Source organism: Daejeonella sp. AP26, assembly GCF_056680515.1.
In genome coordinates this window covers 758,861-781,698 of sequence record NZ_CM155286.1, presented here as the reverse complement: position 1 = coordinate 781,698, position 22,838 = coordinate 758,861, and the positions used below count along the sequence as shown (strand labels likewise).

The following is a 22,838-nucleotide window of genomic DNA, read 5'->3' as shown; positions in this document are numbered from 1 at the left end:
AATTTGGCCTAACATTAAACAAATTAATTTGCAAGTTATGAATACCGACATCAAAATTCAAAAAAACGTGATGGAGGAGTTGAAATGGCAACCATTTATAAACTCGTCCGAAATCGGGGTCGCAGTAAAAGATGGCGTTGTGACTCTGTCAGGAATAGTAGATTCATATTCCAAGAAGCTCAGTGCTGAAAAAGCTGCAAAGAAAGTGAATGGTGTGAAGGCGATTGCTGAAGACATTCAGATTGGCGTGTCACCCAGCTATCTTAAAACAGACACAGAAATTGCTGAAGCCGTTCTCCAAGCACTAAAGTGGCATTCGGCTGTGCCTGATGATCTTATCAAAATTAAAGTAGATGACGGTGAAGTTACACTTGAAGGCGAGCTCGAATGGGAGTACCAGCGGTCAAGTGCTAACAAAGCCATCCAGAATCTTTCAGGGGTGCGTTCGGTAGTTAACTACATTACCATTAAGCCAAAGATCTCTACTTCTGAACTGGAACAAAAAATTAGTTCTGCTTTCCACCGCAGCGCCAGTATAGATGCCAGCAAAGTGAAGGTAAGTGTAGCTGGCAATAAGGTTACGCTAACCGGCAAAGTTCGCTCGTTTTCCGAAAGTGAGGACGCCGAAGACGCAGCATGGGCTGCGCCCGGCGTGCTTGGTGTTGTCAACAAACTTGAGATCGAAGAATCCGAATTCGCTTTCTGATGCAATAAACCTGCTGGCTAAAATACCAGCGGGCTTGTATTTATTTTTAAAACATTGTCTCCGGCGACCGAAATCAATGCAGTCCATGAACAGTCATGCCTACCATTAACTATAATCTAGAAATCAAGAAACGGCAGATGAACCAATTTAAGAAATTTTTGTTGATCCCAGCCCTGATGGCAGGAAGTCACATTTGGGCCGCGGAAGCCAGGTTTTTCAATCACGCAAATAATTTCACAATCATGACACAGGACACAGTGAAGAAAACACCGGTCATTCTTGAGGAAGTCGTTTTAGAACTAATAAAGGTATTGTTCATAACGGATACAGCTTCCATGAACGCTTTAAGCAAAATGTTTGAACGGGATTATGCCGAACTATTCAAATTTATAGGCGAGAATCAGCTTAAGGCTGATAAGACCATGGCCTTTTATCTCAATTATCAGGATCCAATTAGCGTTGAAGTAGCCGTTGCTGTCGACAGGCTGCCAGATCAACCTACGGGAAGGGTCAGGTCAAAGGTCATAGCGGGCGGTAAAGCCCTGGTAGCTCATTACACTGGCCCATATGAAAAAATGGAGCTGCCCTACAACGAGATAACGAATTGGGTGAAATCTAATAATAAGCAAACCAAGGGACTGCCCTTTGAAGTTTATCTGAACGACCCGGGTTCTGTAAAGGATAAAAGCGAGTTGAAGACCGATATCTGTCAAATGCTTCAGTAACATTTCCTGGGATAGTTGAAACACTACTACTAAACCCCGGCATCGGTTTCAGCCACATAATAACCGCTAATATCTTGGCGGACCAGAGCAACCTTTAGTGAATCGTTCACAAGATTTGCAACTTACAGCGTTTTGGAAAAGGAACCTAAACATATTAAACACCCGCGTAAGTATAAGCGCGATCATCAGCCGTTCCGATTGTGGATGGCTTATGCTGCACTCCTAATCCTGATCTTTCTTCCACCATTTCTAAAAACTGGTTCCTTAGCGAAGGAAATTACCTGGCAGGTTTTTGAGAGAGATATGCTGCGACGCCTGAATGTAGAGAAGCTGGTTGTAAAAAATGGAGAGCGGGCAGATGTTTACCTTATTCCAGTAAGAAAAAAAAGCCCTGCCGGCTCGAAGGATGTCGTAACAGCATCGCAGGATGGCCCAGAGTATTTCTTTAGCATAGGATCGATTGAGGCGTTTGAGCATAGAATGGATGAGGCGCAAAAAGATTTTCTTCTGAGCGAAAAAATTCCTGTAAGCTATGTAAAAAGCTCAAGCTGGCTGGCCAACGGGCTGACCTGGGTGTCGTTTTTTCTTCTTTTCCTGTTGCTCTCGAACTCTCTTCTGAAAAGATCTGGAAATATGGGCGGCGACTTCTCAATTTTTAATTTTGGCAAGACTACCGCGACCCTTGTTGAAAAGGAGAAAAGCACCCTGACCTTTGATGATGTAGCCGGGCTGGAAGAGGCCGAAGTTGAAGTTAGAGAGATTTTAAACTTTTTAAAAAAGCCTGCATCTTATACTCAGTTAGGTGCAAAAATCCCCAAGGGAGTAATTTTGGTGGGGCCGCCCGGTACGGGTAAAACCTTACTGGCAAAAGCCCTGGCCGGAGAGGCAAATGTGCCGTTCTTTAGCATCTCAGGATCTGAGTTTGTGGAAATGTTTGTTGGAATTGGGGCATCGAGGGTACGTGATCTGTTCAGAAAAGCAAAAGAAAAGGCTCCTTGCATTGTTTTTATTGACGAGATCGATGCCATCGGGCGATCACGGGGTAAAGGTGCATTTTTTTCCGGCGCTAATGATGAGCGCGAAAGCACGCTAAATCAATTACTGACAGAGATGGACGGATTTGGCACTAACAGCGGAGTTATCGTGCTGGCGGCTACCAACCGTGCCGATATGCTGGATCCTGCCCTTTTACGGCCGGGCAGATTCGACAGGCATGTTTACCTTGAGCTGCCCAACCTAAAAGATCGGGAGGACATTTTTGAAGTTCACCTGCGGCCGCTCGTTATTGATGAGGCAATAGATATATCTTTCCTTGCTCTGCAAACACCAGGCTTTTCGGGTGCCGATATCGCCAATATCTGCAACGAGGCGGCTTTAATTGCAGCCCGGAAAGAGAAAAAGAAGGTAGATAAACAAGATTTTCTGGATGCTATCGACCGGATAGTTGCAGGACTGGAAAAGAAAAGCAAGATCATATCACCGGATGAGAAGAGAATAATAGCTTATCATGAAGCCGGTCATGCGGTGGTAAGCTGGTTACTTAAAAATGTTGATCCCCTGGTAAAAGTGTCTATCATTCCACGTGGTAAATCGCTGGGAGCTTCCTGGTATCTTCCTGAGGAAAGGCAGTTAAATAGTGAATCGTTTTACAAAGAACACCTCTCTGCGACGCTTGCTGGCCGGGTGGCTGAGGAGCTTATCTTTGGGGAAGCTTCATCGGGCGCCCTTGATGATCTCGAAAAAGTAACGAAGGAAGCATATATGATGGTTGCCTACTTTGGTTTTAGTAAAAAGATTGGTAACGTTAGTTTTTACGATTCCTCGGGCCAGTCGAATATGGATTTTCAAAAACCTTTCAGCGAAGAAACCGGCAAACTTATCGACGAAGAAGTGCGAAGACTTGTCAACGAAGCTTACGAATCCACAAGAAAAATTCTAACCCAAAATAGAAAGCAGCTGTCTGAAATTGCTGAACTGCTGCTTGAAAAAGAAGTTCTCTTCAAGGAGGATATCGAAAATATTCTGGGTGTCCGGACGAAAATATCCCGAAAGGGAAAAAAGAAAAAAACGCTGGACCAGACAAGCCCGTCCGCCAGTCTCTAAATTTAAAATTTACATCGCCGGCATCATTGCCACCGGCGATTTTTCTTTTTCCCGCTTTGAGGCTATAACACATTCAGTGGTGAGCATCATCATGGCCACGGAGGCGGCATTTTCTAGAGCCAGTCTACCAACTTTTGCAGGGTCTATAATACCGGTAGTATACAGGGTTTCATATTTTTCACTTTTTGCATTAAAGCCATAGTCGCCAATGCCTTCTTTAACTCTTTGTAATATTTCAGTGGGTTCAAGCCCTGCATTCAGCACTATTTGTTTTAATGGCTCTTCCAGTGCCTTTTTGATAATGGCAATGCCAGCCAATTCATCTTCACTTTCGGTTTTCAGGCTTTCGAGTACGGAGAGGGCCCTTAAAAAAACGACGCCACCCCCCGGAACTATACCCTCTTCGATCGCCGACTTGGTTGCATTCAATGCATCATCCACACGGTCTTTCATTTCTGTCATTTCCAATTCTGTTGCTGCACCCACAAACACAACAGCCACACCGCCTGTAAGCTTTGCCAACCTCTCCTGCAATTTTTCCTTATCATAGGTTGAGGTACTCTTGCCAAGCTCTGTCTTGATCTGAAGAATTCTTTTTTGTACATCTTCTTTGCTGCCCGAACCGTTTATTATTGTTGTATTCTCCTTCGATACCAGCAGCTTTTCGCACCTACCAAGTTGTGCCAGCTCTGTATTCTCAAGTTTGTAACCATTTTCTTCCGAAATAACGATACCCCCTGTAAGTACCGCAATATCCTGGAGCAACTCTTTGCGGTGGTCGCCAAAGCCCGGCGTCTTTACTGCAGCAATTTTTAATACCCCTCGTAAATTATTGACAACCATAGTGGCCAATACTTCTGTTTCTATATCTTCTGCAATCACCATCAACGATGCTTCCGTCTTCGAAACTTTCTCAAGTAAGGGCAGTATATCCTTAATGGCAGTTATTTTTTTATCATGAATAAGAATAAAAGGATTTTCAAAACTTACTTCTAACTTTTCCGAATCGGTTACGAAGTATGGAGAAAGATAACCACGGTCGAACCGCATACCTTTTACTACTTCAATAGTAGTATCCATTCCCCTTGCTTCTTCAATGGTAATAACACTTTCTCTGCCCGCTTTATTCATGGCATCTGCAATCAGTTTGCCAATTGCTGCATCATTATTGGCCGATATAGTGGCCACTTGTTCTATTTTGGAAAAATCATCACCAACGGGTACAGACATTTTATTCATTTCATCCACCACTGCTTTTACTCCTTTCTGAATTCCTCTACGTACTTCCATCGGATTTGCGCCTGCCTCTACTCTTTTAAGCCCGATGTTGATCATTGCCCTGGCAAATAAAGTGGCAGTAGTGGTTCCATCACCAGCAGTTTCAGAAGTTTTCACGGCCGCCTGTCGCAGCATTTTTGCGCCTAGATCTTCAATAGGGTCGTCCAGTTCAACCTGCTTTGCAACCGTAACCCCATCATTGCATACCTGCGGTTCGCCGTTGGCTTTTTCAAAAACCACCGTTCTGCCTTTAGGACCAAGTGTAACTACTACAGCATCTGCCAGCTTATTTATCCCTTCCTGCAATTTTCGCCGCGCATCGGTATTGAAATCCATTATCTTGCTCATGGTTTTATAATTTAATAGTAGAATAATCGTCTATGCATAGTCAGTGCTCTGGCGTAGATAAATTTCGCTCCCGGAATTTTTAACTATATCTTTTTTTAATAATTCGCTGTTCACCTAAAGAATCACCATCAGAAGTCTTTTAATTCGGGGAAATTGCCGGATTTTTTGAAGAAGTTGCTCAAACCAGGCAAGCTCTTCACTTGACAGAAATTCAAATTGTACATTCAAAGCTATTAATCAGTTTATTGCATTTACATGATTGCTATTAGCAAGCAGTATGACTGTCGTCAAATCAACTCTCTGAAAGACGGGTAATCTCCCCAGCAGGCATAGATGCTTCATAAATACGGTTGATCGTAATCATACTCCTGTCTGAGCGCTATCATTCTTTATTAGCTACTGTGCTTTTAACTTTATATGTACTTGTATTTTTAGAGTTTTTTTTATGACAAGTGAAAAACTATTAAGCGAGGAATTGCGAATCCTGCGAAAGGGAAAAGGGGAAATTTGTATTTCTATTATTGTGCCAACACACCGGCTTTCACCCGAACGGAGAGAGGATCATTTAGTACTGAAAAAAGCTATTGATACTGCCAGGGAATTATTGGAAACCAGGTATTCTGAATCCAATATTCAGCCCTTACTTCAGGCGATGGATGAGCTTTATCAAGGTGTTGACTTTTCTCATAATTTAGATGGGTTGGGATTCTATATTTCGCCCTATCTAAAGCTTGTTGTAAAATTTCCTTTTCCGGTGGAGGAAAAAGTATTCGTAAGCGATAATTTCGAATTGCGTGACCTTCTTTATAAAATAAATTATGCAAAGCCTTATTTTGTGTTAGTGCTCTCTGAGAAGGAAATCAGGCTTTTTGAGTGTTCTGGGGATGATGTGATTGAAGTGAAAGATAGCAACTTCCCCCAAAAATATCAGGAAGAATACCTTTATAGTCCACCAAGCCGAGGCACATCGTTTGCCGGGAGTGCAAATTTGAAAGGTTTTGAAAAAGATAAATCAGAACTGGAAGCCATTCGTTTCACCGATTTTTTCCGGCATGCTGATGGATTGCTTAGCAATTACCTTCAGGATGATAGTCCGCTGATGGTGCTCGGGAATGAAAAGGCGCTGAGCTGGTTTGGAAATGTGACTAAGCACCAGACCGACTTAATTACAAAAATTGAGGGCGATTACATTCACGCCGCACCAAAAGAAATTGCAGATATTGTCAGGCCTCCCATTCGGTTAAACATTGATCAGGAAAATGCAAATTTGATAAAAGAATTTTCCGAAAAAATCGGACAGGGGCTTGGCGTCAGCGGAATACAGGAAGTTTGGCAGGCTGCCAACGAAGGAAGGGCATTAAAGCTCTTGGTTGAAAAAGATTTCCATTGTCCCGGTTTTCTGGACAGGAATGGAAATAAACTTTATCTCAGTCCACCACAAGTGCCCCATAAAATATTAGCCGATGCAGTAGATGATCTGATTGAAACGGTATTAGAAAAGCAGGGACATGTTTTTTTTACAGAAAGTGATCAGCTTAAAGATTACCAGAGGATTGGGTTAATAACACGGTACTAAATTGAAAAGGAAATTATAAAAAACCATCCGGATGATACCTAGTTCAAATCAGTGCAGGGAAATTAAAGAAATTTTTCAACTCTTCAAATAAAACGACATAAATTTTCAATGTCCGGCCCTTCCGTTTGAAAACATATATTTGAAATGCTGGAGAAAGATACCCCACAAATCAGAATGATATAGTGATGTTTTTCGAAATAGGATTTGTAATGTTATTAGGGAACTCAATGGAATCGCCCCGACGATAAGAACTGTGGGAGTTCAAGGTCGGGTATAAACGGGTATAAAATTGTATGCCAAATCCTCTAACTAACATTTTAATCAGTCATCCAATTCTGGATCGTTTTAAGGCGTACTGTTTAGCACATGCCTCGAAGTCACATCAGGTCACGGGGGCTCGTCTACATGTGCCGGCCAGGTAGTGGGTGCCAGGGTTGATAACCAGCCTTAAGACTTTCACCTTAAGACTTTCAGAATCATTATCACGTTAAAGATGCTGGAATTAAAAACATAATTAACGCTGAATACGGGAATGGGTAAGAAACCTTAAATCAGCATACGGGTGATCTCTTTGATAGAGACGGAATTCCAGTATAGTTCGAGAGAATTGAATGCTTCAGTTGCTTTGATAAAGGCAACCTTTGCTTCATCCACATTAAAATGAATTTCGACGTAGAACTCTTCCACCTTTACACCTTATTAAGTGATACGGTGAATCCATGTTCTTCCCGAATTGCTATCGCTGAATGTTCTATCACTATTCTCAATTGATCAGTCTCGCACAATGATTGTAACTCTCTAAAATTCATCTAACAATCCGTCACATTGCTCCACCTAATGTGGACGCTGCTCCTATGAGCGCCATCAAGGTTATGGCCTTTCAGATTGAATTTTTTGAATTACATATTTATTCTGTTAAAATTCCGCCAAAAGATCTTTAACCATCAAACTGATTTGCCGCCCCAGTTTCTTTGTTTCAAAGTTTAAATAAAATCTGCCGTTCCAGAATGCAGGTTTTATGATTTAATAAGCAATACTTCGTTTATAGGGCAAACTCCGGCACATCGACTTGTAGATGGTTCGATACGGTTATCACTCCTGGAGCGGACCAGGCAGCCCTATCGGCATCCTCCTTTTCGGCAAAGGACCGCACCGTTCCTTCGAGGGTTACATGGCTGCCTGTTACCTGGACATTGATTTTCCCTGAATCAATACTGGCGTTTCGCAGGAAAGCGGCGTTGATCTTTTGTTTGACGTCGCCAGGCATAATAGTTGGTTTCAGCTTTAACAGGTTAACTACCGAGCGAACGCCATTCAGGTATTCGATGGCTTTACTTGCCTTTTCTCGCTCATAATCCCAATCCACTTCCCCTTCCAATTTAACTACACCGTTTTCAACATTAATTTTAATCTTTTCATCTTGAACCGCCGTATTCCATTTCAGTGCATTAAGGCAGGCTTCTGCGATCTCGGTATCGGTTCGCCGATAAGAGGGTGACGGCCCTACCTGGATATCTTCAGCCACCGCCTTAACTCCTGATACTCTTTTTGCCGCCATTTCTGCATGCAGCTTTTTGGCATAGTTATCTACAATACCCGAAAGTGTAACGACTCCATTATCAACTGCAACTCCGATCTTCGACGCAGCCAGGAAGGGCTCCCACTGAAGTTCTTCCATCACATCTTTTTGAATTTGAACGTCTGTTTTCATTGTAATAAATATTTGAAATAAATAAGTACTAAGTACCACCAAAGTAAATTCGAAATCGACGATTTTCAAATGATTATTATCAGGCTTAATATTGATTTTAACCGGATTTCCACCAGTTTGTCATCCGCCTGCACAAGTGCTTTAAGCAAATTGAAATATATAAAGCAAGCCAGTGGTGAACGTTTGCATTTTGCTCTACCAGATGTACCAAAGTTGGGTGAAAAATTCTGTAATCAACAGGGCGTATCTGCGCGGGTGTAAAAATTGTTTAGGTAGGTGAAAAAAATAACAAAAGCCATAAATGATCCACTAATTCATTATGCGATTTTTTTTATTAATTATTTGATTTGTACAAAGTTTTTGAAAAAGTTCAGAATCAACTAAATACCTGACTGAAATCATACGTATCAAACAACCGATTTTTGAAATTAGGAGATAACAATAGTATGCTAACCTGGAAGCCTTATATAAAATATGTCGCCATGAAAACGATAAACAAAATAGAGACAGCTCTACTTCCAGACACGCTCAAAACCATTTTTACAAGGCGGGCTGTACGAAAATACAGAAATACCCCGATCGGCCGCATATTGATTGAGGAAATTCTTGAGGCGGGACGAATGGCTCCGTCAGCCTTAAATGAACAGCCATGGAAATTCTATATTCTAACCGGCCATGAGGCGATTCAGATGTTTTCTTCTGAAATAGCTAAGATTGCCCGGCTGGATTTCGCAAAAAAAGGTGTGATCAATGTGCTGAAAGCTTCGGTTAATCTTATGCATTTCTTGCCGGGTTTAGATATATTTCAAAGACCCGACCCGATTTTTCATGGAGCACCGGTGGTAATTTTTATCACAGCACCCGCTGATAATGACTGGGCATCCATTGATATTGGTATGTGTGCCCAAAATATGATGCTGGCTGCTAAGTCCCTTGGCCTTGATACCTGCCCTGTGGGATTCGGCAAATACGTTGAGCGTGCAAAAAGCTTCCCCAAGCTCGGCATCCCGAATAAGGAAAGAGTTCACCTGGCTATCGTTGCGGGCTATGGCGAAGAGAGTCCTGAACGACCCGAACGGAAAGAAAACAACGCTATATACATTACATTGCCTGAGGGCCAAATATTAGAAGACCGCTAGCCAGAAATAGGCTCGCCTTTCTCTCAGCCGTGCGGGCAATACGATAATCTATTTTATTCGGCTGTTTTTTCTTCCTCTTTGATTAAGTAGTAGCTGTTTAAACTAATTAACTGACTATTTAGTGGTAATCCGAACCTAATCAACTGGGAAAGCTACTTGTTTTTGAATGCTTGGTATGCTCTTAATCTGTCAGTCTAATCATCACTATAATGAAAAGCTTTATGATTTTTTTATTTGTATCCGGCATTCTCCCAGAATCTTCAATAATTAATGCCCAACAAAGATGGAGCGTAGAACTTAGGCCTGCAGTAAACTTTCTTACCAGGGATTTGATAAACACAAATACTGGTGCAGGTTATGGACTTGATGGAACCGCAGCATACCTGTTCATTCCTCATACAGAAGCCTATGCAGGATGGGTTTGGAATAAGTTTTCGACAGATCAATCTTTTGCAGGATCAAATGTAGACTTTGTTGAATCTGGTTATACCTTCGGTTTACAACTTGTAAGGCCACTTAATTCCAAAATAAATTACAAAATCCGTGGAGGTGTAATCTATAATCATATTGAAGTGGAGAATGAAAGCGACGATACGATAGCCGACTCGGGCCATGGATTAGGCTGGCAGATTGAATCTGGTTTGTCTTTCTCCAGTAAAAAGAGTTGGAGTTTGAATCCAAGCCTAAGGTATCGATCCTTGGCAAGAGATGTAAAAATTGAAGATGTTACTTATGAAGTTAAACTAAACTATATTTCAGCCGGCCTAGGTTTAATATGGCTCTTTTGAAGACAGAACATTGCAGTACACCTCATATTCTAGAATCCATTAAATAAGCCTCGGATAAGCGTGGCTATTCACTTCCCGAACCGCTTAATTATTTCCATCTCCAACCATTCCCTATGCATCGGGTGAGCGATATTCATCAATGACATTGCTCGTTGCCGTAAATTTTTCCCGAATAAATAGGCTATTCCAAATTCCGTTATCACATAATGAACATGCGCCCTTGTGGTTACGACCCCTGCGCCCGGTTTAAGGAAAGGAACTATTTTGGATTCACTATTCTTTGTTATAGAATTTAAGGCAATTATTGGCTTCCCCCCCTCTGATAAAGCAGCACCTCTCATAAAATCCATTTGTCCTCCCACTCCTGAATACTGATAGGTACCAATAGAATCAGCACACACCTGACCTGTCAAATCTATTTCAATGGCAGAATTTATTGCTACTGCTTTGGGGTTAGCCCGAATTATTTCCGGGTTATTTACGTAATTCATTTCAAGGAACACCACTTGAGGATTATCATCAACAAATTCATATAGTCTTTTTGTTCCAATAACAAAACTGGTAACATTTTTGCCCCTGTGTTTCACCTTATATTTATTTGTTATTATTCCAGCTTCAAGCAAAGGAATAATTCCATCCGAAAACATTTCCGTATGAATACCGAGGTCTTTATGACTGTGAAGACATGAAAGAACAGCATTCGGTATTGCGCCTATCCCCAGTTGCAGAGCAGACCGGTCTTCAATTAGTTCCGCACAATATTTACCTATGTCAAGTATACTGTTATTAAGCGCTTCCGAATACCATACTTCCGGCAATGCCCCGTCAACTTTTACAATAGTATTTATATCGTTTATATGTATAATGCCATCTCCGTGAGTCCGCGGCATCTGGCTGTTTACCTGGGCGATGACATGTTTGGCATTTTTTACCGCAGCTCTTGCAATATCAACGGAGGTACCTAAAGAACAAAAGCCATGCTTATCGGGTGGTGAAACATGAACTAAGGCAATATCTAAAGGCAGGATGCCCTTTTCAAATAACTGGCTGATTTCACTAAGAAATACAGGAATGTAATCGCCATAGGGCCCATTCACAATTTCCCTCGCATTTTCTGAAACAAAAAGTGAATTAATAAAAAAACTATCACCAAAATCAGCTTGATTAAACAGGTTATCGCCCAAAGTGCTGATACTGACTAATTCTACACTTTTAAGCTCGTGTCTTCTTTCTAGAAGAGCTTTCAAAAGGTGTATAGGTGTGGCGGCGCTTCCATGAATAAAAACCCGCTGACCATTTTTAATCACTTTGACGGCTTCCTCGGCAGATCGATAATTTATTTCCATCTGAATAGAACGTAAGGCTATATATGGTTGGCTCAGTATGTTAATCAACATGCGGCCTTATTACCCGGGCCTGGCTGGCTAAACGGATCAAGTGTTGCCAGCTTAGTAAATTTAGAGAATGGGAAATTATATGGACTACATTAATTATGAGCAAGAAAAATAGGTAACTGATGGTCTTTAATAAGCCCCTTAACAAAGCTCTTGCGAAAAAGACTTGAAAAGGTAGAACGGCCATATGAGCCGGTCACCACAAGTGTATTTGTTCTGCCCACCAGCCATCTGCTAATGCCTTCTTTCGAGTCAAAATGAAGTTTAGTAAATTTAAGATCGTTGAAATGCCGGCTTGCATACTCCTCCAGATACTCTAAGTCAGGTATCTCATTGTCTTCTTCCTCTCTAAGATAAACTACTTCAGCTTCCAGATTACAAAGAGAGGGCAACAAATAGCAAAATTGTTTCATGGCAAACATGCTATCCTGCCTTGCATCATATGCAAGTAATAGTTTTTGGGGAAAATCAGAATTCTCCGGAACCATCATAACAGGGCATTCAGCGCGTCTTAGAAGATCTTCCAAATATTTATTAGGTTGCTCGTTATCGATATCTCTAAAAAACGCTTCTTCGCTTACAATCGCCAAATCAGCGAACCGGGTTTCTTTCTGAATGTCGTCTAGCGTCCAATAGGCCCGCTCCTTGTGCACACGGAACTCTATTCCGTTGGGCTGGCATTTTCTCTCAAATGTTTCAATCGTTTCTTCCAACAAGCGTTCTTCAGCATCAAAATCAATAAGCTCATATGGAAGTGCATAAGAAGCTGTGCCTAATAGTAAACTGTAATCTACTGAACTGAAGAACATCCCCGTTGCCAAAACAGGGTCTTTTTCGTGTAAGTTGCTTAAAAACTCGAAGGCGCCATCAGAAAAATTCCTCCCATCACAAGCGAATAATACTTTTTTCATTGTGAAACGTAATATAAGTTACTGGTCAACTAAATTAAGGCGAATTCTTTTTAAAAATCCTGACCTCCGTTTGCCTTCATATTGATATGAATCAAATGGTTTCATTTATACAGCGCTTCATGTTAAGTTTCATTTCTATTTCAATAGTGATCAATTTACTGCCATCACTCTTTGCAGTAATGAGATTGTATATATTCAGAAGCAAAATTAAATTCACATGCCCACCTGGTAACGGTATAAGAATGAATGAAGTCGAATTCAGAAATTAAATGGATAAGTTTCTGGGGTTTTATGACCATCCGGGTGCAAATGTAAAGGATGAAGCGCATTCGATACGTCGAGGTAAATAAATGCGTCATACCTGGCATTGAAGATCGAAGGCACATAATTACCGTACTCATCTTCGGGATTATAGATTACACCAATAGCCCGATGAGGTATGGCGTAATTAAACTCATCTTTTTTATTTTTCCGGTCAAAGATTAGAAGTTTATTTTCGGCCGACGCCTGATGCAAAACATCTTCTATGCTTCCTCCGCGTGCAGCAGGAACTTCCATTATTTTCATTGGTCCGCTCCACTTTTCGCCAGCAACCACAGTTCCACCGTATGAGCCGAAACCTATCAAAACAACATCCTGCTCCCCATATTGCTCACGCACAAGTTGCCCCACATTAATCATGTTCGCTTTCTTCATATCGGTATACCTCGCGTCACCAATATGGCTATTGTGCTCCCATACAATGGCTTTCGCGTTTGGGCCGTGGAATTTAAGAAGTCGGTTCAATGTTTCAACCATATGAATATCCCGCAGATTCCAGGAATTGTTATTGAATCCGATCATACTACGATAGTATTCTTCGGCATTAACTGCGATATGAGCGTTTTGCTCTACATTTAAAGCCGCTTCAGGATCATGATCATAGACAATAGTCTTTTTTCTAACCTCTTTCAACAAATCAATTACAGGTTGTTCGCATGATTGCGGCAGAAAATTACGACGAAATGCATATTTTTGTCCGTCCTCCCCAAAAGGTTCAAAACAATTCATTGCCTTTTCTGCCAGACGGGCAGCAGCTGGATCGGTCTGAGCCAGATAATCAACCAATGTTTCCAGAGATTCCCATAGACTATATACATCCAGACCATAGAACCCAACTTTTTTATCAGTTGGAAGACTTCGGTTGTACTCTTTCAGCCAGGTAATTAACGCTGCAATTTCCCAGTTAGCCCACATCCAGGTTGGCCACCGGTCGAAGGTATGCAGCAGTTCATCAGGCCTTCTATTTTGATAATCGTACCCCTTGATGTAACGGTTTATTTTATAGGAATCCGGCCAGTCACCCTCCACCGCAATGAAATTAAAACCTTTCTCTTGAATAAGTTGCTTTGAAATCGCGGTACGCCACGTATAATATTCATGTGTGCCATGCGAAGCTTCACCCAATAAAACGTGGTGTGCTTCACCAATCCGTTCCAAGAGAGGATCCAACGATTTTGAACTGCTTAAATGAATGGCGTTGTGCTTATCCTCAACCGTTGCGAATAGCTGCGAATTTATATGGTGACTTGCTTCCATACATAACCTATCTAATAATCAAAAGTATAACCCGCCACACCTAAACTGAACTTTCCTAAATAACAGATGGTTTTTCTATAAGTTTTAAACATGATCTATATTATAGTTGAAACAGAAGAAGACATAATAGCTTTTACAACAGCAATTATGTAGTGCATGGTTAATTCTTGCTCTTTCAAAAATTACATACATTATTGAGTTGTATTTCAAGCTACTCAACTGGCCTCGGGGCCCTCATCGGAGGCATGCATACTGTGTATGCCTGCCTCTAATAATCCCCTTCAGTCAACTACACGGTGCAAGGAACTGTTTTGACAGACAAAAAGAAACGTATTGCGAACACATTATTATTTCATCTGTAATACAGCAGTACCGTGAATATTCCCCGACCTCATCTGGGATATTGCTTCGTTAGCCTCATGTAATTCAAATAAATGAACTTCAGGCTTCAAAGCAACTTTGCGGGCTAATCTAAGAAATGTATTTGCATCTTTACGGGTGAGGTTCGCTACAGAGCGGATGCTTCTTTCTCCCCATAAGAGGTCATATGAGAATGACGGAATATCGCTCATATGTATTCCTCCACAAATGGTGGTTGCACCCTTATCAGTGGCCGACAAAGCTTTTGGAATTAGATCGCCAATTGGAGCAAAAATAATAGCTGCATCCAACTTTAAGGGCGGAAGTTGTGCTGAATCGCCAGCCCATACTGCTCCTAACTTTAAGGCAAATTCCTGACTTTCCCGATCACCCTTCCGGGTAAAAGCATAGATTTTTTTTCCTTCAAAAATTGCCACCTGAGTAAGAATATGCGCCGCTGCCCCAAATCCATAAATGCCTATATTTTGAGCTTCGGCGTTAATAATGGCATAACACCTATAACCGATTAAACCGGCACACATTAGTGGCGCTCCCCCCGGATTGTTGTAAAGAGAAGGTATCTTGAAGCTATACGCTTCATAAGCAGTACAATATTCAGCGAATCCGCCATTTACAGTATAGCCGGTGAACAGCGCGTGTTCACACAGATTCTCCTGTTTTTTTCGACAATATTTACATGTACCGCAAGTATAACCCAGCCATGGTATGCCAACGATATCTCCTTTCTTTAATTTTTTTACATTTTCGCCAGTCTGTATTACTTTGCCTATAATTTCATGCCCTAATACCAGTGGAAGTTTTGGGTATTTCAGATCACCATCTATAATATGCAGATCTGTACGGCAGATACCGCAGGCAATTACCCGGATCAGCACTTGTTGAAGAGTAGGTTTCGGCCTTGGAACCATCTTATACTTCAATAGAGTTCCGGGTGCTTCAAGCACCATCGCTTGCATAGTCTTAGCGTGCAATTCGTTGTACATTATTAGTACCTGAATTAAAATCTTTTAAAGAGTCGTATTCTAAACAGCAAGGATGCCATGTTAGAATTATTTTCATAGGATGTGAAACGAAATTTGCCATCCGATATTCAACTGGCTCAACCTGAAATCCATTATTAGGATTTAGCGCTTTGATCACCTTTTTAAATCTTCGATTTTTAATAGCGACGCCAGGATCCGCAAGAAGCAAAAATATAAAATTTGATTCCCTGTGCTCCGTACAATATTCAAAATGTCTTTTTACCTGATAGACTGGTATTCTCCGTAATAGTCCTCATGTGTCAGTATAATTTGCCATAATTGATTTTTACCAGCCCGAAATGATGCGGCGCTAAGGCTTAAATAATATTCCCACATTCGATAAAACCTTTCACCATATTTTTTGCACAGGCTGGTTCGAAATGTTCGTAAATTTCTTAACCATTCCATAAGCGTCCGGTCATAATGAAGGCCGAAATTGTGCCAGTCCTTCATAACGAACCGCGTTTCTATTGATGCACCGATTTGCTTAATAGATGGCATCATCCCATTAGGGAAAATATACCGGTCAATCCAATCATCAGTTTTTACAGCGCTTTCATTACCTCCAATACAGTGCAGTAAAAATATTCCATTGCTACTTAAACAACGATGAGCAACTTTCATAAAATTTGCGTAGTTCTTTAACCCAACATGTTCAAACATGCCTATTGAAACAATCCGGTCAAAATTTCCGTAGAGTTCCCTGTAGTCTTGTAGCTTTATGGTTACAGGTAAGCCTGCGTTAGTTTTTTGAGCAAAGCGAGCTTGTTCTGCAGAATTAGTAATTCCCGTTACCTTAACCTTGTATCGTTCTGCGGCATAACGGGCGAACCCACCCCAGCCACATCCGATATCCAAAACACTTTGTCCCGGGGTTAGCATCAATTTTTTACAAATTAGTTCCAGTTTATTTTCCTGTGCTTCGTCAAGCGTGACGGCGTTTTCCCAGTATGCGCATGAATACAACATGTATTTATCAAGGATGCACTCAAAAAATTCATTGCCAAAGTCATAATGCTTCTTTGAGACCTCAACAGCTCTTGCAATAGATTGTTGGTTGAATAGCTTTGACTGGAAAGTTCTTAAGGCAATCTGCAAATTATTTTTGACCCGTTTTTCCAGATTAGCACGTAAGAGTTTATAAAGGACATTGTCGAGAAAAGGACTATCCCACCATCCTTCCATGTACGTTTCGCCAAAACCTAGTGATCCATCGCGCAGCACTCGTTTATAGAAACGGCTATCATGAATAGTCAGATCTGCCGCATAACCATTATTAGTTTGTATTCCTGCCGGAAGAATCAATTTTTCAACAAGAGATTGATAGGCCTTCATTGAGGTACCGAATAAAACAGTGAAACCTTAACGTCGGAATAAGTTCAACAGATCAGGTTTTGAAATATCTAAACTCTTCGTCTCATTTCGTGGACCCATTATAGCTCATTATGCTTTTTATAAGGGAGGTGATCTTCTCCCTCTTGGAACTTGGAATGCACGATTTTGGGCCCCAACTCTCTAAAAAATTTACGAGTTTTAAAATCAAACTATTCTTGCATTTGAAGATAGATGTTCATAAGTAGAAGATGAGTGACTATTATCAATATCAGCCATGACTAATATCAGCAGAACATTAAAGTGTGGGATTGTCGAAACCAGGTTTTGACCACATTAAAAATAGCTGACGCTCCACTTAGAGTTGGAAAAGATTTGAACTCTCTCAATCAATTTGTTAAATAATTCTACTTTAAACTTTACTAGTCTTGACCTAAAAAGCACAAGGTAAATATTGCCATTGACTATAATCAAAAGGTCCCCTGACAGAGGTCATTAGCTGATTGAATGACTCAAGTTACATTTATATTATATGAAAGTTTGACATAATACTGTTGCTGAGACCGTCAAAATGTTTCATTGTAAAGACATTTAGAGTTGAAATTAAGAGGGGTTTGGCTGAATACATAAAGAAACGCTGCCATTTATTTTATTGAATAAAATTTGTGGAATGAGCGAACCACAGATGCATTTGAGCCAAACCTGTTGTTTACTGAGCTCCGTCTAAAGCGTCGCCAAACGGGCGCTTCTTAAAAAATGATGCTCTTGCTGTTATCCTTTCCCCCTGTTGAAGAAAAACACTACACTAAAAAACTGCAGTATAAACTAAAAAATCAATCATGAAAACGGATCATCAAATTCAAAAAGAGGTGATGGAGGAACTTCTTTGGGAACCTAGTCTGAAAGCGTCAGAAATTGGCGTAGCTGTTAAGAACGGAGTAGCGACGCTTTCCGGCATAGTAGATAATTATGCAAAAAAAATGTCGGCAGAACGAGCGGTGAAGAGAGTTCGTGGTGTAAAAGCCGTTGCAGAGGATATTCAAGTAGGTATTTCTCCGAGTTATCGGAAGACCGATTCCGAAATCGCAGAAGCCCTTGTTAATGCTTTAAAATGGAATTCAGCAATTCAGGATGAAAAGGTTAAAATTAAAGTTGAAAATGGAATTGTCAGACTTGAAGGTGAACTAGAATGGGATTATCAGCAACATGGTTGAGACAAGTATTGAAAATTTAACCGGTGTACGTTCCGTAGTTAACTTGCTTACAGTTAAACCTCGGGTTGACACTGCTGATATTAAGAAAAAAATAAACTCAGCCTTTCACCGGAGCGCGACCATCGATAGTGAAAAAATAAGCATTGAAGTTACAGGAGGTAAAGTTACATTGCTTGGGAAGGTGCGGTCATTTTCAGAAAAGGAAGACGCAGAAAAAGCTGCCTGGGCCGCACCGGGAGTATTCCGTGTTGAAAGTAAATTAGAAATTGAAGCTCCGAAATACGCGTTCGAAGATTATTAATGGTCGTAAACAATTCTCAAAAGACGTTCATATTTGGACGAAAGCAGGCTTAATCAACCAGTGGAGCCGCCTTCCATAGCTTAGTTTCTTATCTGACAGCACTTAAAATTTAGATCAATGCATAAACAGCCGAAAAGGAAGAGGATAAAGCGCTCTTGTTAAGACCGATCTTAGCCTGTTTTAAGTGAGTTTGTATTACCGATAGAAACCGGTCATGTCCAGGCGTTCTTAATTTGACTTTGTTGAAGTCATTCGTTAGGCGTGCCCGTATCTGTTACCGTAACTCCACACATAAAAGATATAAATTTCATTCTTCGTCCTACAATCTATTCCCCCTTAAGTGGTAATTACGTTTTTATTAAGAATCATCTTTTTAAATGATAATGATCATTTTTTAATAACCGCATGTTGAGGAGATTTATAAAAAAAAGCTATGGATCAGACCCATATACATCTCTTAATCACCCACCTTCCTATTTTCGGTTCGATATTAGGTGCGATAGTTTTAGGCTATGGCTTATGGACGAAAAGCACCCACACCATGGCGGCAGCTTACATAGTCATGATCATTTCCACTGTTGGAGCCGGTATTTCTTACTTAACAGGAGAAGCCGCCGAAGAAACGGTTGAAAATATTCAGGGAATCGGGAAAGAAATGGTAGATCAACATGAAGATTTCGCGCTATTTGCTTTAATTGCTTTAATAGTGTTGGGTGTGGTATCGCTAGCCGGACTTTTTTTAAGTCTGCGGAAATCCTCGTTTACCACCCTGGTGGCACAGGTTGCTTTTATTATTTCACTCATCGCGTTTGGCCTTGTGGCCAGAACAGGTTACTTAGGCGGGCAAATCAGGCACACCGAGATAAATGCTACCCCTACTGCCCAGGGAATTGGCGGGGATAGCGAAAGTGAAGAATAGTAAAATGTAAGGAGATACACATGCACAAGGCGGCTTCCTTTCTCTGGAGTCGGCTTAAAATGTTGGTAACTTAAATATCATTTTAGCACAGCGAGGCGGGTTGCAAAGACTACTAATCCGCCTTACCAATTATTTCTCTAAGTGATTTTCCACCTCTTTAATTGATGTTTTAAGGCGCAATTGCCATATTTAAATCATCTGGCTTTACGTTGAACTTTAGGGTCTGGTATTTTATTCATAAACTTCGACAACTTGCTTTTAAGCTAATAGAATAAAACAAAGTTTACTAGTCCATTCCACAACAATAAAGCCTGGCTAACTGTGCAGGCTTTCTGGTGCTAAAGTACTATTGGATTATCTTGACGAAATTAACCTGCCAATATTTATATCGACAAACCGCATTTAATGAAAAACAAGGCCATCCAAACAGAAATAGACGCCAGCTATTTATACCAAAAACTAGCGGAACATGAAGAAGACGATACGATTGCCAGCGTCTTCAGGCAAATGAGCGACATTGAACGAAGTCATGCAGAGGCTTTTGCGGCAAAAGAGAACCTAAGTTTAGAAGATTTAAAAAGGCCCTCATGGAGGGCAAAAACTCTTAACCTCATCGGTAGGACTTTTGGCTATGATTATGTTCTTGGCGTTTTAATGGATACCGAAAAAAGTATTTCCAATGCGGTGATCAGCGCCAAGCAAAAGAACAAAATGAAGATCAGCGGAACTGAGACTACCCATGTTAAGATATTGAGATCTATCCTTGAAAAAGAAGAAAAGGTAACGGGCATTCAGCTTTCAAAGTTTGAGTCGAGGCACAGGTCGGTAGGCGGCAATGCAATCAGGGCAGCCGTTCTGGGTGGAAATGACGGACTGGTATCCAATTTCAGCCTGGTAATGGGAATTGCCGGTGCTACATCCGGACAGGAAGGCGTTTTACTGGCTGGTGTTGCCGGTTTATTGGCCGGGGCATTGTCCATGGCTTTAGGTGAATGGATCTCTGTAAAGAGCTCGCAAGAGCTATATGAGAATCAAATGCAAATCGAAATGGAGGAACTGGAAACTAACCCTGAAGGCGAAATGAAAGAAATAGCTTTAATCTATATAGCTAAGGGAATTCCTGAAGGCCAGGCCCATGATATGGCAGCTGAAATGAAGGATACATCGATGGCCCACGAATTATTGGTTCGTGAGGAGTTAGGAATAAATCCCGAAGAATTAAAAGGGTCAGCCATCGAAGCGGCGGTTTATTCCTTCATCCTGTTTGCGCTGGGCGCTGTTATTCCGGTGCTCCCTTTTATGTTTACCAGCGGCATGCAAGCCATATTGATTAGCGTAGCCTTCAGTGCCGTGGGCTTGTTTTTGATTGGATCGGCCATAACCCTCTTTACTGGAAAAAGCGTTTGGTTTTCCGGCTTCAGGCAGGTATTCTTTGGTTTAGCTGCTGCAGCTGTGACATTTGGCATTGGTAAAATCATTGGAGTTTCATTGACTTAGAAAGAGTAGATTAAAACGCAAATCTACAGTCCTACACCAAATGCTAGTTCCACTTTTATCCGTCCAGCTGCATTCACAACTGAAGGTAAAAATTCGGGATTTATAATCAGCCATTTAAAGCTCAAATTTCCCTAGATATTGGCTATACGACTGGGCCGACCTGTCGGCCGACACAAATGCGATATATACCTCCGCGTCACCACCTTGCATAGACGCAGGGATGGCTATAGTGTAGCTTCCCGCAACCCGAAAAGGACCGTCAAAGATCCTCGTAACGGTCTTTGAGCCAGCAACGTTATACAGCAAAATCATCATCTGGTCAGAGGGGCTGCTCTCGGCTATTGATGCAGTATCCCAAATTATTTCCACCATATTGTTGGAGAGGCTTGCCGATGGGTTAACCCCTCCGGGCAAACTGCCACCGCTAAACCGGAATTGTACAGGAGATACATAAAACCCAGTCTCATTGGCCGATATTGCATTCTTTCGATTATATGCGAACGCTGCCCTGTAGCCGCCCGTTTTCGTATAATGATCTTTAAAACCCGCTCTTACCAGGTCCTTCAAAGGCTCCAGGTGATCGATCACTGCCTTAAACTTCGCCCGGTTAATCAATTCCTTCGGACCGGTCTTTGTTCTTTTTCGCGGCAACGACCTCATATAGAAGTCGCCGCCACTTGAAACTCCTACTACGGTCCCTATTTTTCCGCGAAACTTTCCCAAAATCCCATCATCTGCTTTTGCCATATTTAATTAAACCTACTATTGTTTGAATTAATAAAGTTTACAATGTACTAAAAAATTTGATAACTAGAAGCTTACAGGATACTCACCATGTGATCACAGCTTCCCGATATAGTGATGATATAGTAAGCACATAGTAAGTATATAGTAAGCACATAGTAAGCGTCGTATCAGATACGGCAAACGAGGGCTCTTGAACATAGGGTTCGAGGCCCCAGAGAAGAAATTTATGAGATTAAGTGGATAAATACTGCGGACTTTGAAATACACAGTATCACGCTTTGACACCCGTCAAAAGTTGCAAAGCATGGCATAATTAAGTCAAGCTTAGTTGTATTTTTCCCGGATCCAAAGAAACAGGTTCTGATGATCAAAATACCGTTAGTCAAGGAATGGAAAACACAAATTTTCAGACTTGGCTCAGACAGCAGCCCCCGGCAGGATGTAACTTATTTTTCCATGTTAACTGATAAGTAGCCTCGAAAAAATTTCCATAAGCAAAGAAAGAAAACTATCTTTGTAAGCGAACACTTACTTACATTAAAAATGAGTCGCTGTGGAGGGAATGTTGAGATGATAAACAATGATTTTACAGTCAGGCAAATAGAAATAATGGAAGCCGCTACTTTGCGGATAGATCAATATGGCATACAAGAATTGACCATAAAGAATCTGGCTGCCGATTTAGGATTATCGGAGGCTGCATTATACCGACATTTTAAAAGCAAAAATGATATTATGCTCGGACTTCTGGGCTATTTTATCAGTGAAATGAAAGAGCGTATCGGAGCCATAGTCTCTCGAGAGGATAATACGCCAACAGAGCAGTTAAAGGAAATATTTGATTCTCAATTGAACACTTTTTTGAAAAAACCTGCCATTGTCAGCGTTATTTTCTCGGAAGGAATTTTTCAATTTAATAAAGACCTGAGTGATAAGGTTTCTGCGATGATGGAACTTATGCAAACTCATATTAGTGTTATTGTAAAAAGGGGTCAGAACCAGGGTATTTACCGCGAATTGATAGGCCCGGCTATTATTTCCACCATTATACTGGGCAGCATGCGTATGACCGTATTAAAATGGAAACTATCTGGACATAAATCGAATTTGGTCAAAGATGGAAGCATCGTGTTAAATGGCCTTTTAAATATGATAGAAAAATAAGTGA

The 22,838-nt window shown here is 41.1% G+C and carries 20 protein-coding genes; 11 read left to right on the top strand and 9 right to left on the bottom strand.

All coding sequences use genetic code 11. The features are described from left to right. Positions 1-37 precede the first annotated feature (37 nt). The 3 genes from AC1MCB_RS03395 (at position 38) to ftsH (ending at position 3,534) form a co-directional block, all read left to right on the top strand. The gene (locus tag AC1MCB_RS03395; protein WP_479967343.1) at positions 38-706 is read left to right on the top strand and encodes a BON domain-containing protein; all 669 of its coding nucleotides are present in this window, start codon (positions 38-40) and stop codon (positions 704-706) included. 242 nt (positions 707-948) lie between these two features. Beyond that, a complete protein-coding gene (locus AC1MCB_RS03390) occupies positions 949-1,431 on the top strand; it encodes a GyrI-like domain-containing protein (RefSeq protein ID WP_479967342.1) in 483 nt (160 codons plus the stop codon). A gap of 132 nt (positions 1,432-1,563) precedes the next feature. After that, the gene (ftsH, locus tag AC1MCB_RS03385; protein ID WP_479967341.1) at positions 1,564-3,534 is read left to right on the top strand and encodes an ATP-dependent zinc metalloprotease FtsH; all 1,971 of its coding nucleotides are present in this window, start codon (positions 1,564-1,566) and stop codon (positions 3,532-3,534) included. A 9-nt stretch (positions 3,535-3,543) separates the two neighbouring features. Here the strand turns inward: ftsH and groL are convergent, their stop codons facing one another. Continuing rightward, a complete protein-coding gene (groL, locus tag AC1MCB_RS03380; protein ID WP_479967340.1) occupies positions 3,544-5,160 on the bottom strand; it encodes a chaperonin GroEL in 1,617 nt (538 codons plus the stop codon). Positions 5,161-5,605: 445 nt separating this feature from the next. On the opposite strand from groL, the gene AC1MCB_RS03375 reads away from it, so the two are divergent. Beyond that, on the top strand, positions 5,606-6,736 hold the full coding sequence (locus AC1MCB_RS03375) for a baeRF3 domain-containing protein (protein ID WP_479967339.1): 1,131 nt from the start codon (positions 5,606-5,608) through the stop codon (positions 6,734-6,736). A 546-nt stretch (positions 6,737-7,282) separates the two neighbouring features. Here AC1MCB_RS03375 and AC1MCB_RS03370 read toward each other — a convergent pair. Then, complete coding sequence (locus AC1MCB_RS03370) at positions 7,283-7,423, bottom strand: hypothetical protein (RefSeq protein WP_479967338.1); 141 nt, start codon at positions 7,421-7,423, stop codon at positions 7,283-7,285. Between the two features lie 355 nt (positions 7,424-7,778). After that, entirely contained in the window at positions 7,779-8,447 is a 669-nt protein-coding gene (locus AC1MCB_RS03365) for a BON domain-containing protein (RefSeq protein ID WP_479967337.1), read from the bottom strand. Positions 8,448-8,929: 482 nt separating this feature from the next. Here AC1MCB_RS03365 and AC1MCB_RS03360 point away from each other — a divergent pair, with 482 nt between their 5' ends. Together AC1MCB_RS03360 and AC1MCB_RS03355 are read left to right on the top strand one after the other, a co-directional pair. Then, positions 8,930-9,586: a nitroreductase gene (locus AC1MCB_RS03360; protein WP_479967336.1), complete on the top strand. Its 657-nt coding sequence runs from the start codon at positions 8,930-8,932 to the stop codon at positions 9,584-9,586. Positions 9,587-9,795: 209 nt separating this feature from the next. Then, positions 9,796-10,374 carry a hypothetical protein gene (locus AC1MCB_RS03355; RefSeq protein ID WP_479967335.1) on the top strand — a complete coding sequence of 193 codons (579 nt, stop codon included), beginning with the start codon at positions 9,796-9,798 and terminating at the stop codon, positions 10,372-10,374. Between the two features lie 68 nt (positions 10,375-10,442). Here the strand turns inward: AC1MCB_RS03355 and AC1MCB_RS03350 are convergent, their stop codons facing one another. From AC1MCB_RS03350 to cfa, 5 genes are all read right to left on the bottom strand, one after another. Further along, complete coding sequence (locus tag AC1MCB_RS03350; RefSeq protein WP_479967334.1) at positions 10,443-11,771, bottom strand: acetyl-CoA hydrolase/transferase family protein; 1,329 nt, start codon at positions 11,769-11,771, stop codon at positions 10,443-10,445. Positions 11,772-11,860: 89 nt separating this feature from the next. Continuing rightward, complete coding sequence (locus AC1MCB_RS03345; protein WP_479967333.1) at positions 11,861-12,679, bottom strand: hypothetical protein; 819 nt, start codon at positions 12,677-12,679, stop codon at positions 11,861-11,863. Between the two features lie 258 nt (positions 12,680-12,937). Continuing rightward, positions 12,938-14,257, bottom strand: a complete 1,320-nt coding sequence (locus tag AC1MCB_RS03340) for an erythromycin esterase family protein (protein ID WP_479967332.1) — start codon at positions 14,255-14,257, stop codon at positions 12,938-12,940. Positions 14,258-14,604: 347 nt separating this feature from the next. Further along, positions 14,605-15,621 (bottom strand): zinc-dependent alcohol dehydrogenase family protein, encoded by a 1,017-nt coding sequence (locus AC1MCB_RS03335; RefSeq protein WP_479967331.1) that lies wholly within the window; start codon positions 15,619-15,621, stop codon positions 14,605-14,607. A 258-nt stretch (positions 15,622-15,879) separates the two neighbouring features. Further along, a complete protein-coding gene (gene cfa / locus AC1MCB_RS03330; protein WP_479967330.1) occupies positions 15,880-16,995 on the bottom strand; it encodes a cyclopropane fatty acyl phospholipid synthase in 1,116 nt (371 codons plus the stop codon). 836 nt (positions 16,996-17,831) lie between these two features. Here cfa and AC1MCB_RS03325 point away from each other — a divergent pair. The 4 genes from AC1MCB_RS03325 to AC1MCB_RS03310 all read left to right on the top strand — a co-directional run bounded on the left by AC1MCB_RS03325 (position 17,832) and on the right by AC1MCB_RS03310 (position 20,923). Then, positions 17,832-18,206: a BON domain-containing protein gene (locus tag AC1MCB_RS03325; protein ID WP_479967329.1), complete on the top strand. Its 375-nt coding sequence runs from the start codon at positions 17,832-17,834 to the stop codon at positions 18,204-18,206. Beyond that, on the top strand, positions 18,199-18,507 hold the full coding sequence (locus AC1MCB_RS03320) for a BON domain-containing protein (RefSeq protein WP_479967328.1): 309 nt from the start codon (positions 18,199-18,201) through the stop codon (positions 18,505-18,507). The genes AC1MCB_RS03325 and AC1MCB_RS03320 overlap by 8 nt, the downstream gene beginning before the upstream one ends. A gap of 433 nt (positions 18,508-18,940) precedes the next feature. Further along, on the top strand, positions 18,941-19,426 hold the full coding sequence (locus AC1MCB_RS03315; RefSeq protein ID WP_479967327.1) for a DUF2231 domain-containing protein: 486 nt from the start codon (positions 18,941-18,943) through the stop codon (positions 19,424-19,426). 405 nt (positions 19,427-19,831) lie between these two features. Next, the gene (locus AC1MCB_RS03310; protein ID WP_479967326.1) at positions 19,832-20,923 is read left to right on the top strand and encodes a VIT1/CCC1 transporter family protein; all 1,092 of its coding nucleotides are present in this window, start codon (positions 19,832-19,834) and stop codon (positions 20,921-20,923) included. A 114-nt stretch (positions 20,924-21,037) separates the two neighbouring features. On the opposite strand, the gene AC1MCB_RS03305 is transcribed toward AC1MCB_RS03310, so the two are convergent. Further along, entirely contained in the window at positions 21,038-21,670 is a 633-nt protein-coding gene (locus tag AC1MCB_RS03305) for a DUF6266 family protein (protein WP_479967325.1), read from the bottom strand. Positions 21,671-22,213: 543 nt separating this feature from the next. On the opposite strand from AC1MCB_RS03305, the gene AC1MCB_RS03300 reads away from it, so the two are divergent. Beyond that, entirely contained in the window at positions 22,214-22,834 is a 621-nt protein-coding gene (locus AC1MCB_RS03300) for a TetR/AcrR family transcriptional regulator (RefSeq protein WP_479967324.1), read from the top strand. Positions 22,835-22,838: the final 4 nt, after the last annotated feature.